The 13,876-nt window shown below is 57.8% G+C and carries 8 protein-coding genes; all 8 read right to left on the bottom strand.

All coding sequences use genetic code 11. From position 1 onward, the window contains the following. Positions 1–1,603, bottom strand: a 1,603-nt coding sequence (locus ACPYOJ_RS31725; RefSeq protein WP_481419793.1) for a nuclease-related domain-containing DEAD/DEAH box helicase, incomplete at its 3' end; no start/stop codon positions are given. Then, positions 1,600–3,417, bottom strand: coding sequence for a DrmB family protein (drmB, locus tag ACPYOJ_RS31730; protein WP_481419794.1), 1,818 nt, complete (start codon positions 3,415–3,417; stop codon positions 1,600–1,602). The genes ACPYOJ_RS31725 and drmB, both read right to left, overlap by 4 nt. Then, a complete protein-coding gene (locus tag ACPYOJ_RS31735; RefSeq protein ID WP_481419795.1) occupies positions 3,404–6,514 on the bottom strand; it encodes a helicase-related protein in 3,111 nt (1,036 codons plus the stop codon). Before ACPYOJ_RS31735 ends, drmB begins: the two co-directional genes overlap by 14 nt. Continuing rightward, positions 6,511–8,529, bottom strand: coding sequence for a UvrD-helicase domain-containing protein (locus tag ACPYOJ_RS31740; RefSeq protein WP_481419796.1), 2,019 nt, complete (start codon positions 8,527–8,529; stop codon positions 6,511–6,513). Before ACPYOJ_RS31740 ends, ACPYOJ_RS31735 begins: the two co-directional genes overlap by 4 nt. 246 nt (positions 8,530–8,775) lie before the next feature. Further along, entirely contained in the window at positions 8,776–9,228 is a 453-nt protein-coding gene (locus ACPYOJ_RS31745; RefSeq protein ID WP_481419797.1) for a very short patch repair endonuclease, read from the bottom strand. After that, positions 9,228–10,895, bottom strand: coding sequence for a DUF2357 domain-containing protein (locus tag ACPYOJ_RS31750; RefSeq protein WP_481419798.1), 1,668 nt, complete (start codon positions 10,893–10,895; stop codon positions 9,228–9,230). The genes ACPYOJ_RS31745 and ACPYOJ_RS31750 overlap by 1 nt, the downstream gene beginning before the upstream one ends. Positions 10,896–10,899: 4 nt before the next feature. After that, positions 10,900–12,597 carry an McrB family protein gene (locus ACPYOJ_RS31755; RefSeq protein ID WP_481419799.1) on the bottom strand — a complete coding sequence of 566 codons (1,698 nt, stop codon included), beginning with the start codon at positions 12,595–12,597 and terminating at the stop codon, positions 10,900–10,902. Further along, the gene (locus tag ACPYOJ_RS31760; RefSeq protein ID WP_481419800.1) at positions 12,566–13,849 is read right to left on the bottom strand and encodes a DNA cytosine methyltransferase; all 1,284 of its coding nucleotides are present in this window, start codon (positions 13,847–13,849) and stop codon (positions 12,566–12,568) included. The genes ACPYOJ_RS31755 and ACPYOJ_RS31760 overlap by 32 nt, the downstream gene beginning before the upstream one ends. Between the last annotated feature and the right edge of the window lie 27 nt (positions 13,850–13,876).

Raw genomic sequence — 13,876 nt, forward strand, 5'->3', positions numbered from 1 at the left:
ACGCTAAGACCTCAGCCTCTCCCACAATGGTCAAATGCGTACGCGCTCTCGACAAAGCTACGTAGGCCAGCTCACGCTCATCCGATATCTCGCGGCCGGCCATGATGACAGCAGCCTGGCATTCAAGTCCTTTGAAATCTCGGATGTGCGTGACCGTCAAAGCTTCGAACGAAGCCAAGCGCTTTTGCAAGAGTACGACAAGATGATCGCTAGGTGCGAGCACACAAATGTCGGCGGGCGCTACTTCTCCGTCGCGGGTCAGCTGACGGATGACCTCAAATACCTGCTCAACGCCCGAATTTCCCGCGCAGGTAACCCATTCGACGGGGAAGCCCTCCGGGCCGTCGGCGGTGATCTTGTTGCCACGGTAAAAGCGCGTCGCCGTCGCGTGAATAGTTTGGGTGTTGCGCAGATTGCGGGACAGCCTGATCGGGACGACGTTAAACGAGGCAAGTTCGCCCGTAAGATCTCCGTACACGCTCTGATTGGTGTCATAGAACGCGTGTATTCTGGACGTCTTCGTGTCCACGAGAATGTCTTCAAGGGCAATCCACCACTGCGTTCTGAAGTCCTGGGCTTCGTCGACAACAATAGCATCAAGCCTGAGGGTCCGATCCTTCAATACAGCTTTTGCCAGAAGGTCAGGTCCGGTTTCCAGCATGTCCGTCGAAGTCAGGTCGATGTTCAACCCTGAAACAGACGCGTAGTGATGACACAGGCCAGGAAATGTCATGACGAGCACTCCCGATGACTCCATTCGCTGGCGCAGGTGAAAAGCCAGTTTATCACCGAGACAAAGTAGTGCTGTTTTATTGCCTGCTGTGGCGAGCCGAAAAGCGTCTTCGCACGCCACGATCGTTTTGCCGGTACCTGCTCCGCCGCCCGCTGCGACCCGTGAAAGGTGAGACACGGCATCAAGCACATAGAATTGCTGAGGGGTGAGTGTAGCAATCGCGCGGTCATCTTCAGCAAGATAGCTCGCTAAGGGGACGCGCAGCGTAAAAGGAAGGCACAGCAGGTCGTCAAAAGCCTTTCTGCCCGCCTCTCCCATTGAATCGCCGTTGCCGCCTGAAAGCCGCCCGCGAACCCAATCACCAAGTTTTGCAAGTTCAAGCCTGCAGCAGAAAATCTCTGTCGGCATGTCAGCACCGAGAGCAGCTGGCGGACTTGAAACATGAGGAAAGATTACCCCGTGTCTCGCGCGTATGAACTTCCCCTTCGGCCACGTATCGAGACGCCGGACCTTTTCGATCAGCGTATGCTGTGCAGAAACCGCCTGCTGCACAGGGTTTTTGATTTTGTGAAGAACATTCTGGCGATCGCGACTGAACCACTGTTCGGTCGCCGGATCTCTCGATATCTCTCCTCCTTTGACCTCTATCGTCAGCATACCTCTGTCTGGATGCACAACAACGAAGTCGGCCTCGCCATCAAGCTCGGCACCCGATGGTGTCATCTTGAGATAGGGTCTGCTGTAGTACACGGTCCATTGAGGGCCCAGTTGTTCCTTGAGCAGGTCGTATACGCGTACCTCGGATGACCGGAGAGGATCCTCCCTGATCAGACGGGGCAGGGGCGTCGGCCACATGCGCGCACCGGTCATGCGCCCCCCGTAAGCATGTGTCGAAAGAATCCCACCTCTGCAGCGGTAGGGGTTCCAACAAGGGTCGCACGGTCCAGGAAGCGGTTGAATTCCTCACAGGACGTCTCAGGCGAGAGAACACAGGAGTGACAAGCTGCCAGGGACAACCCGTCTTCGGGAACCAGCATATCTTCGATGCAGAGCGGATCAGACGAGCACCAAGCCTGAGACTGGACAGCCGCCACAATCGTACGAACGATCCGTTCGGGATCTCCCTGCCTTTGCAGTCCTCCGAGAGTACCATCGTCGTCGGTCGTTGCGGTGTAGATGAGAATGCCTCGCATATCCCCTTCAGAGACATACAGGCGCTCCCGTAATGCTGTAGACGAGTAGCCGCAGTCGAGCGTGAGCTGTCTCATCAGTGCGTGAGCAAAAGTATGGACGAGGAGGAAGCGGGCCGAGATTGACCGTGGCGGTTCCGACCCAGCCCCGTGACGTTCACGCCACTCGTCCTTCAGGCGCTGATCAATCCGCGCCGCGCGGACTTTGACCTCGGGGCGGTTTTCCCATTCCTCGAGCGCCTGACGATCGATTTCCAGGAAAATGCCCTCGCCTCGAACCTCGATGGCCGGCAACCAACCCGGGTTCGACAAAAATATCTTTGCTTTCTCGGTCGCTCCTTCACCCAAGGGGTGGATCCGGGTGAACCCGGTCATTGCTCTTACTTCCCGTAACCGGCTCACTTTCACAAGACGCGAAAACCACGGGCGCAGGCCGTCCGGAACCTTCTGAGGGCGGATCTCGAATTCGCGATCAAGACCCTGGACGTAGGTACCTCCGGTGAACTGACGGTACTCCTCACCACGAAGGTTGCCGACTTCGATACCTTCCTCCTGCTTCACCCGCCGCTCGATCTCGGCCGCAAGCTCATCGGGTGACATATCAAGTTCACTCAATACGGACGCAAGAACAGTCGTCGCAAGGCTGGCTATAAATGTCGATCGTCCTTCGACAACGTTGACAATCGGCTCCCAATACACACCGAGCGCCTCTTGCAGGCGGTCCGACCAGGGGGGAATGCTGAGCGCAGACTCGATGACAGGAAAATAAAGATTTGAAGCACCGCGTTGGGTAGCCCGAGGGTGATGCGAGCAATCTTGATGACCGCCGGCAAGCCAGGGGCGACGACCGGAACATGTCGAAAACTTCTTCCAGGTCTCCTTGGAAAATATGCCGTCCATAGACTTCGCGGAGCCACATTCACTGCAGCTGAGAATCAGACCGGCGAGGCCCGCCTGCCGTGATTCAAGTTTCAGAAAACGCTTGTTTCTGCAGCCTTCACGGTGTCCTACCCACCAGTGCCAGGGAAATTCATCAAGATGACCGGATTCGCAGGCCAGCACGAAACGGACAGGTACGACATAGACCTTTCTCCGACCGGGTGCGGCGCTCGTACATTTCTGGCAGTGCAGCCCTGCTTTACCAGGCTCGTCGCCCCACTCCTCGCTTTTCGCAATGCGGTCACATTTCGGGCACTGCACCCACTGCGGAAATCTGACCGCCGGCAATGCACGCTCCGCGTCTTTTTCGCGTGCAGGGTCGCGTATGGGAGGAAGCCTGAACCCTTTAACACCAAGTTTTTTCTGGAGCCGCTCCTCGCGGATTGCCTGTTCGTTGAGCATCCCGGCTGGCGGAAAGCTTTCATCCCATTGTTCCAGGCCTGCCGCGACTGCAGAAATTGTGGCCTCACCGGCTCTGAAGTCGATAATTGCTCCGGGCCCGAATATAGCGACTGCCGCACTTCGACGGATTTCTCCCAGATCATTGCGCGCCATCTGTCTTCCTTCGCAACCCTTCAGTAAGTCTGAAATTTGTCGAGGGCTCTACGCCTCGCATAGAGTTTGGGGTGGGCCATGCCTGCCCGACGACCCTGCCCGCGGCTCGCTTTGCGGCGGCCGCTTCCGCCGACTGCAACAGCGGATCCTTCCTGAATCGATCCCAGTAGACTTGAGGAGCTCGTCGGCGCCATCTGTTAAGGCGGTCGCGAAGCTCGGACTCAACATCAGTCTCAAGAGGGTCAACATTCTTTGCGCGTTCGCTGACCTTCAGGATCAGGTCTTCCGCACTTTCAATTGCTGAATCTGTCAGTACCGGCACGTCGAGCATGCCCGCAACCAGATGCCGGATGATGGCAACGAGGACGGCGTGCAAGGCACGGTCGCGCGCCCTGGAGGCGAACGGCGTCACGCTGGTCGCCTCAACCTCGCGGTAAAGTGTCGAATGCCATGTTCGGAACGTCTCATAATGGGAGCGGTCCCGGGGCTTTGCGTTATTCAATATCGGAACAACCAGTCCCGCAACCGTCCCTCGGCCGACACGGCTTGTGGCCTGAATGTATTCAGCCATCGTCTTCGGCTGACCGTTTACCAGCATAAGACCCAGGCGGGATATATCCACGCCGACACTGACCATATTTGTCGCAAGCAGGACATCGACGGCTTCCGGATGACCGGCTTTGCGCTCGAGTTGCTCAAGCATGCCCGTTATTTCTTTCTGCGTCCGGCGTGATGTGAGCTCCTCAACAAAATGCAGCGTTCTTTTCTGTTCCCCACGGGCTTGAGCAAAGAGCTGGATGCTGTCGTGGACGTCGTCCTGCATCAGTACGAGGGCGCCGCCCAATTCGCGAAGCGAGTTGAAATACGCGACCAGCGACCAGTAGTGATCCCGCTCGTCGGGATTCAGGCTCGCCGACGCGCTCTGCAGCAGCGACGCGGCAACCGCCTGAAGTGTGAATTTGGCAGAACGACCTGCTGTTGTTATGCCGATAAACCGTCGTCCTGGCAGGTTCTTGTCGACAACGGTGAACCCTGAATCATCGGCCGACAGACCCGGAGGCGGAAATTGACATGTCTTCCGATCGAAGAGAGCAAGCACCTGCTCCGGTGCGCGACGGATTGTAGCCGTGGAGCCTATTATTTTCGGACGGGTACCGTCTGCCGACAGAATAAGATCCAGAGCGGTCTCGTATAAACCGGTTAACGTTCCAAGGGGGCCTGAAATGAGATGAAGCTCATCCTGCAGGATCAACTGCGGCTGAGCTCCGGTGCCTACGCCGAACAGAACCGCTGTCGCCGCCTTACGGACAATCTGCGCAAATTTGTCGACGGTTCCGACCACCAGGGTGGGGCGGGCCGCGTAAACATCCTCGTCGACTGTCCACACCGGCAGCGGGAGGTCGCCGGCAAGAGCGCAGTCGACGCTGCGGCAGAAAATCTGCACTGCATCTGTAGGCAGGGGCTGATGATAGCGCAGGGGCTTCCTGCAGCACGGGCATGCCAGTAATTGTTCCGGTGTCGACTTGGAATCGTCTGTCTTACTGTTGAAGGCGCTCTTACGGGTGTTGGGTGTCGACTTATCGCCGACCCAAAGGCCGATGGAAAACGGTTCATTGCCCAGGCCCGTCGCGTTCTCTGGACCGCTGCGCCCGCGTCGGATGGCTTCGCACGCGCAGATCATCGCAGAGGCGCGTATGAACTGCTGTGTGGTGAGCAGACGGAGTGTGTAGCGCATGATCGTGGCTACACCTGATCCTTCATCTGCGTTCTCGCGGCTCAGCCGACGGTGAAAAGCGACGAAAGCGACGAGACCGAGATAGGCCTCAGTCTTTCCACCACCGGTCGGAAACCAGAGAAGGTCCATGGTGTCGCGATCGGCGTGTTCCGAGATTGCGGCGCTTTCGAGCGTCAGCAGAATAAAGCCAAGCTGAAACGGGCGCCAGATCAACGGTCCAAGACCTGCCCACTGACGTTGCGTCGTCATAGCAAGATTGGCGAGCTGAAAGGAGCGCGCGCATGCAGGATCGTTCTCCAGCCGGCTGACACCCCTGCTCATGCGACCGAGGATCTTCTCGGCTTCCGCCAGATGTCGTGTTGCCGCATCTGCGGGCTTGCCGACAAGATCGGCCATCTGACCGTGCTGAATGCGGATCCACTTCTCGTAGGCATCGCAAAGTTGCCGGAGGCCTGCAACCATATCAGTACTCGCGCACTCTGCGAGCCAGCCTGCCGAGAGAGGCTGGAAGATACCACTGTTCAGGTCTGCGAAGACCGCATGGCCGTCCGGCGATACAGCGGGGACCACGGTTTCCGGTATCCATTCCGTCCTTACCAGCGCTGCCACTTCGCCACCTGCTGCGTCTACCCAGTCTGCTGAGCAGGTGTGTCCGGCGGCATATTCGCGGGCGTTGCGGTACAGCAACGCCGAAGACCAGTCTTCATCATCGACCGGACTGCGGCGGCTGGGCCGTGCAATCAGCCGGCAGTGCTCACCAGCCTCAATGGTCATTGAAACCTGGAATATTGTCGCCTGCTCCAACGCGACCCGGCCGGGTTCATCGGGAACTGAATCGTTGACAAGCGTGATTGTAGAGAGAAGTCCGTCTTCGAACGGTACCGTCCTGGCGTTTAGTCGCAGGCCGGGAAACCCGTGACTTTCAAGAGAAAGATCAGCGACGGTCTCGGCAAGATCGACCGTAATCGGGCCGACCGAATTCTGCTGCCGCGTCCAATGCCCTCTGTTCCCGGTGTCAGAAGGAAGATATGTTCCGAATTCGATCTGCACGACGGCGGTCGCGCGGTGCTCCCCGTTGACCGCTACCGCGAACGATACTCCGGCAGTCGACGGGCGTCGCATGCCCACCGACTGCGCCTGCGCCAGCTCCGGTACCTCGCCTCCGTCATCGTCGCCTCCGGCGACGGCTACCGATAGCCGCTCGTCTTCGTCAGGCGAAACAGCTGTATTTTTCGGCCAGAGTATTCCCGTCAGATAGACATCGGACGGTCGCGCCGACAGAGTTTCCGCAGGTGTGCGCGGCCCCACAAGGTCCTCGCGCAGGCGTCGGATCAGGATGTCCATTGGAATCAGAACCGTCATCGGCGTTCTCTCAACTTTGACCATCCGAATCCTACCAGCATCGGCGCAAGCACGAACCCGCTTGATCGCCACGGCTCATTCAGACGATCAAGGGCAGGATCGTCAGGCCGGACTGCGAGCGTTCGCACTCCGATCGAGCGAAGACCACTGATATAGCCGGGCTGTGGCCATCGTTTAGTCGACTTTGCGATCGCCCGGAGATCGAGCCGTATTTTGTCAGTCAAAACTGCGATGCGCTGTTTGTCCGGCATAACGAGTTCCATGTTCCAGTCCAGGTCGGCTTTCACAGCCGCAGAGAGGCCCTGAACGGTTCCATTGGACGCGATCAAAGTTTGTGCCCTAAGAGCGGCTTCTTTCGAGAACGCGGCCGTGCCGACAAGGCCCTCGGCATCAAGATCTCCGGCTCTTCCGAGTTCGATGAGGAGCTTATCTTTCGGTAGGCGCTTCCAAACCCTGCCGTCGATCTTGCCGGACTGCGGACCCGGCGCATTTCCGACGGAGAGCTGAAAACGCGCCCGAGTTGCACCGACGTAAACGACTCTGACTTCCTCCTCGTTATCGCCACCGCTTTCGATGGGCGGCAGATAGAGGAATACATTATCGCCTTCGCGCCCCTTGCTGGCGTGGATGGTACCAACAACCGGACCCTCGTCGCCATAATCAGGCGATGTGAAAATCACGGGCGGCGCGAACCGGGCGAGAAGTTCTCGCATTCGATGCATGTCGACAATCTGTCCGGTCACGCCGGCGGCTTCAACCAGCAATCGCCATGCCTGATCCGCTGTGAACGGGGCAGCGTTGCTGCCGATCCGTGTCTGCCAAAGCTCCATGAAGCGATCCTGAGAGACGCGGCGCTCGATATGGTCCCAGAACGTTTCTGCCAGCCAGGGATATACACGCGCCGGAAGACCCGACATGCGCAGCCGATGCGCCACGCCAACGTTTTCGCCCGATATACTGAGCGCGTCACAACGCTGTCTTACGAGAACAAGCGAGTTTGCAGGAACCGTGGTCAGATCAAGATCTCGGAATTGGCCGAGCTCGTTCCCTGCAAGTCTCCGGATTTCATTTCGTACGAGCTCGCCCTTCATCGCAGACGACAGACGTTCATCGAGAACCTGTTGCCGGACAGCGGTGAATATCTTGAGAAGGGACGGATCAGTTGTGCGATGAACACGACGGAGTTTGCGGAGTTCGAATGAGCGGCGCTGCAGCTCGTCAACAAGAATATTGGTGTCCTCCGACTCTGAGCTATCCTCGGTGAATCCGTAGATTGCCTGTGCCCGATCGCAGAAGACTGTTATCCCGCATTCGTCGCTAAGGTGATCGATCAAGGCAAGGACTAATTGGGCCCGATCGCCGATGATATCCTGAGCTTCGTCGACAACAAGATGCCTGATGCGCCCGACATATTCCTGAACATCACGGTCGCTTTGAATGTACTGAAGCGTTGTCCGTATGTTGTCGTTGTGGGCTCCGGTGAGCTTTGCATCATCAGAAAAGCCGGCCTGGATTGCCCATGCCTGGGAATCGAGTGTTGCAATCTTTACAGCTGAAGCGTCAGCAGGATCCTCAAGATACGAGACCAGCCGTGCTCTTATCTCCTGAACTGCGGTGCGAGTGAAACTTACAAGCCAGATACGACCGGCCGGAACCCCCTCATTTATCAGTGCAGCAACGCGGGAGCATGCGACATAGGTTTTGCCCGTGCCGGGCCCTGCATCCACCAGGAGTCTGTCTGAAGCAGGAGCCGTGATCACGTCACCTTGAAGATCCTCGTCCTCAACGGACGAAGAAATCTCATCGTCTGAGTCTTCCGGCGGATCAAATCCTGGCTCGTCGCTGATCGGTCCGGCGTCCAGATCCACCACGCCGTCCCTAACTGACCAGAACTTTTTTTTGAAGCGGATTACCGGGCCTTTTTCGGTTTCACGAAGGGGCCTGATGACCTTCGCTATCTCTCGTCCTGACCGCAGAATACTGACTTCAATATTGCCGGCAAACACCGACTGCATGCGCCCACCCTCCCGGCGCGACACGTCCGGTTGCCCAAATCTTCACGGGCGATGCTAGCAAAGACGCGATGCCGTTGCAATTATATCGTGTATCGTCATCAAGAGCTTCGGATCCATGATTTTCTGAACCAAGCAATGCAACTCCTGGATAATCGCGCTTGGAGTCGCATAGCGTTTCCCGGAAAAAGGGGATGTCAGCGGCATGAAGCCAAGTCTATGTTTAGCTCGATGACGGCAAAGTCGATTTCAAGAAGACCTGATTGCATCAATCTGCTTGCTTTTGTTCCGTAAAAAAGTCTCGCAGCAGGCCAGAACCTCATCCGGTGGCCGTCGTTTCACGCCTTTCAGCGAGCATTCCCAAATTGTTAGAACTCTCCATCCCGCCTCTGACAGGGCTTGATTCGTCCGCCTATCGCGTAGACGGTTCGCGGCAATTTTCTCCGCCCAGAATTCTTGACGCGAAGTTGGCGTCTTGAACAGGTGACAGTCGTGTCCGTGCCAGAAGCATCCATTAACTTGAATGACGGCTCCGTATTTTGGAAAAACAATATCCGGGTGGCCGGGAAGACCGGTCACGTTCACCCTGAAGCGGTAGCCTCGCGCGTGCAGCCCTTTGCGCAGCAGCAATTCCGGCTTTGTGTCCCGGCCACGGATTCGGCTCATGTTAAGCCGGCGTTGCTCCTTAGTCAGAACATCCATTATGCAGGTTCCTCTGACGTGGCATCGGCGATAATCTGTCGAAGAGCTGAGGCCAGATCTGACATAGCCATGCCCGGCTTCAAAGTCATTGCTCCGAATCGGAAACCGGCACGGTATTGCGGATGAAACAGCCGCCCGGGCATAGCAGTGGAGCGGTAAGTGCTTCCGATAGCCGGCATGTCAGGGGTGAGAAGATAGGCGGCGCTGACAATTCCTTTCACGTTCCCTGCTTCAGCCTCCTGAACCAACGCATCACGATAGGTGTGGATTGAGGTCAACGCATCATTAAGCCCGTCAGCGACCCGGTATTTGGCATCGAGAACGATCATCCTTCCCCGCTCGCCGCCGGCCGCCGCGTTTTGAGCGGCGACAATGTCCGGCGTCATCGTGCGGCTATAAGATCCGCGCCGATCCGGCTCAAGCCAGAATTCGCGATATTGTTTCTGGAAGCAGAGCTGCCAGCTATCGCCGATAGAGACGGTGACCGCGCCGGCTGCAAGAGTGAGTCCTCCCGACGCATCGGTGATAAAGAGATCCTGAACTGCGACGCTCTCGTCCCCGAATTCCAGCGTCGCGGCTCGCACGAGCCGCAAGAAACACCAAAGTTCGTACAGCTCGAAGGTTCGCGCCAGCGGCAGGTTCAGGAAGTCACCGAAGACTGCCGCAATGCCAAGATTCATGTCCTGCCAGAGCCGATAAAAGCGGCGATAAGACGGATCGTTCCGAAACAGAGCCGAAAGCGTCAGACGCGGAGGAGCGTCTCCGGCCTCAACGAACGGTGCAGACGTCCCGAGCTGGCTAAGCCGTCTTGCAAGACGCCAGCAGCGCCTCGCCCAGGCGCTCGCTTCCCTGCCGACCTCGGCGCCGCGCTCGCGGCTACCTTTGTCCAGTTGCTCGGCCGCCACCGTTAGCCATGCCGTCCAGGCGCGGAGACAGGCGGCCATCTGCCGATGCTCCGGGAGATCAAGAGAACTCTGGCGCTGACGGATACGAATCTGACGTGGAAGAAAACCTTTCAGCGCGGCGGGCAGGCGCGTCGTATTCGTCGTCTCTCTCAGAACCGGTCCGGATTGGAAGGATCGCAGGATTTCGGGGCCAGTTGCCCGCGTGGCCTGGTAGTGGGCGACATCCCGTTCCTGAGCCTTCAGAATGCGTCTCGGACTGCGTGCTATCGCAGCGACGACTATCTCCAGTTCCTCGATGCGCGAGCGAAGGAATTCCAACCTCGCTATCGCCGGTGGACGGGCGCCGTTCCCCCTAGCGATCCCCTTTCTGAAACTGCTCAGTGAAAAAAGGGCAAACGTATCGTCGAGGATTTCGCGAACCATCGCATCGAAGTCGTCTCGCGTCAGCTTGCGCAGATCAGGATCGGTGGTGATTTCGAAGCGGCGAGGCGAGCGGCCTGAAAGACGAAGCTCAGCTTCCACCAGCCCGGCCTGGAATCCGGGCGGCCATCGCCAGCGCGCGGCATCGGGTGCCGGGGCGCGCAAAGCCTCCAGCCTTACGTCGTCGATCAGGAGATCCGCTGTGTCCGCGTCGTCAGCTCCGGTGAGTTCGAAGAGGTAGGAGCCGGTTTCATGGATCGATCCCGCCGGTATGACCTCGGGATCCGGCCAGACGCGCCATTGAGCGCCGGTTTTCTCGTCTCTGATCAGCAGCGCTGCCATCTGGCTACCTGTTTGCCTGGAAGGCCCCGAACTCGTCCAGATCTGAAAGAAGCTTCGTCAGGAAGTTCTGAGAGCGCGGAAGTCCTGCCAAGGCTTTTGTGAGCCCCGCCAACATCGGGCGCTGGCGCTCGCCTCCGCGCAGCTTTACCAGAACCTTCTGGACCATCAGATCGTCGATAACCGAATTTGGAGCCGGGCTAAGGTGCTGCTCTGCGAAGGTATGGTAGCGGACAACCTCCTCGGCAACGCGATAGCCGAACCCCAATCCGTGCGCGGCAAGGATTGTCCTCGCCTGGCTAAGCACTCCCTCGCAGGCCGCTCGCGCATCGGTCAGAGAGGGTTCGCGTTTCACAAGGGCATCAAGAAAGCCCGGGAGATCAACGCTGGACATGTCGATGACGATGGCTCGGTCCAGTACCTTGTCACTTACCGGATTGGTCGTCTCATCGACGTTGATTGTGCCGGTGATGTAAAGGTTTGACGGGAGCTCGAGCGCTGCAGGAACCGGCGTACCATTTGAGCCTTCGAGTGGCACGCCGCTGGAATGAAGGCGTATTTTTTCGCCACTTTCCACTGCGGAAAGAACATCTGAAAGATAATACTCAACGCGGGCAAGATTCATTTCGTCAAGGACGACGAATACCGGCGAATCCCGATGCGCAGTCGCCAGCAGAACTGCCTCAAGGAACGGGGGGATCATATATCGGTTCGAAAGCACGTCGTAATAGCCCGTCAGCCCCGTCGGATCCGTCCACTCCGGCCTCACCGGGCATATGAACAGGAACGGATCCCGGCTGTCCTTGCCAGATAGTCCGTGGACGGCATGGGCGTATTGGATCGCCATGCGGGTTTTCCCTGTCCCTGACAACCCGGACAGGATGACAAAATGCTTAGAGGACAGGAAATTCATGGCGCCGTGGAAGCGCGAGATTTCCCCGTCGGTGTAATGGCCGCCCGCTGCGGCGATCGCATCCTCGATCTCCTTGAGAGACAGACTTGCCGGCATGCGCTGCATGTCGGCGCTGACGGCGTCCATGTCAGCCCACACACGTAACTCGTGGATTTTCTCGCGTCCGATCAGGTTGCCCAGATACCCGATCAACTCCCGAGCCATCAGGCCCCGGCTGGCAGATGCTGCTGGCGGCCATATCGCAAAAACGATCCGATCAATTGCCACAGGCTTGCTGATCGTTGAGAGATCAGCGGGCATCGTATCCCAATACCCTTTGTTGCGCAGATAAAGACGCCCGTCGCTGGCAATGTAGCCTTTCACATTCTTGTTGTTGTCAGTGTAATCCAGGGTGTCAGGGGCTGCGGCGGCCGCGGACTCCTCATTTACGACGCTTTCCTCGACAGTTTCGTCCTCATCGGCGATGCTCTTCTGTCCCGAGTTCCTCGGCTTCGAGCTGCCAGAGGCGCGCATCTCGTCAAGCCGAGCTTCGAGTACGGGAAGATCGTTTTTTACGAAGATCGTGAAATAGATCTCGTCTTCCGGTGGGAAGCGAAGCAGGCAATGGACTGCTACCTGGTCATATGCGGCGCTGTAGGATGCGAGATTGACGTTAAAGGCAAACAGCGCCCCGCCGACAATCTTGGCGCTGTTTGAAACACCGAAGGCATCGGCTACGCGTGTGCCTTTCGTCATGCCTGGAAAGGCCTGGACTGCGTCCTTATACTGCTGCTGCCGCTCTCGGATATCCATCAAGGCTCTCTTTCTGGCTCGGACACAACGTCTCCATGATCCGCGCAGCAAGTGCTCTTGCCATCAGGGGAGGTACGGCATTTCCAATCTGCTTGAAACTCGGGTTCATGGTCCCGCTAAAGACAAACCCGTCCGGGAACGATTGCAATCTTGCGGCTTCACGCACCGAGATCGTACGTGCCTGTTGGCTGTCATAATGAATATGGCTGTAGCTGTCCTTACCAAGATGCGCCATGAGCGTTCTTGCCGGCTGATCGCTCCACATCTTCCGCCACTTGTTCGGAAATTTCGAGGCGTCATATGGTGGGACGATCGCATCCCTCAGGCTCTCATATTGGGCAGATCCCTCGACAATTTGTTTCCCGGCCTTTTTGAGTTCAGCCAGTTTTTCATCGAACATGTTCATCGCATGCTGCCATGCCTGAGGATATTGGTCGCCAGGGTTAAGACGAGCAAACAGAGGGTAGTCTCTGGGCAGGTAGCGGATGACGTGGTCGCGCAGCCCGTCTTGCGGCGCTTCAAAGCCTGGCCAAGACCTCATCAGCTTCGCGTATGCCGAAATCTTCTGCCGCCGGTCGTAAGGGATTGTCTCATCCATGCGGCGCGCGCCACGCCGCAGTTCTCCTGAGGCGAGTTTGCTGCGGGCATCGATGCGTGGAAGATCTCCGATCGCTTGTTCGACGGTGACTGCGGCGGGCAGAGAGGGGACTGCAGAGGGGGGTTCGAGATAGTCATGCGCTGACGAAAGGTGGCCGTTAAGCACCTTGAGCGCAACTGCTCGAGATCCCTCATAGCCCGGAGGAAGGACCAGCCAGTTTGTCGGGTCAGGAAATGATATCTTCTCGGAGACTTCGCGACGGTAGGCAATGAGGAACATACGTTCGCGCATCTGCGGTACGCCATAGAACGCCGCGTTCAGCAGTGTGTAGCCGCAGACGTATCCTTTGTCCTCGAGAACCTCGCAGATCTCCTCGGCGATGTTCTGACCCCCATGGTTCAGCACATCCGGAACGTTTTCCACCACGACGACCAGCGGTTTGAATGCATCGACGTAACGCAGATATTCCTGATACAGACGCGCGCGCGGGTCGTGACGAAAAGCCTGCGGGTGAGCATCAATCTCACGAAGCTTCGGGCGGCCGACACGCGCGAAGGCCTGACATGGCGGGCCGCCAACGAGAATGTCGAACGCATCCTGGACCGGTCCCAGACCGAGCTCTGCAACAAGATCTTCAGGGTGTGTATTGATGATGTCGCGCGCCTTGCTGTGACGTGCGTC

This window comes from Rhizobium sp. SVR5-9E, assembly GCF_056755095.1.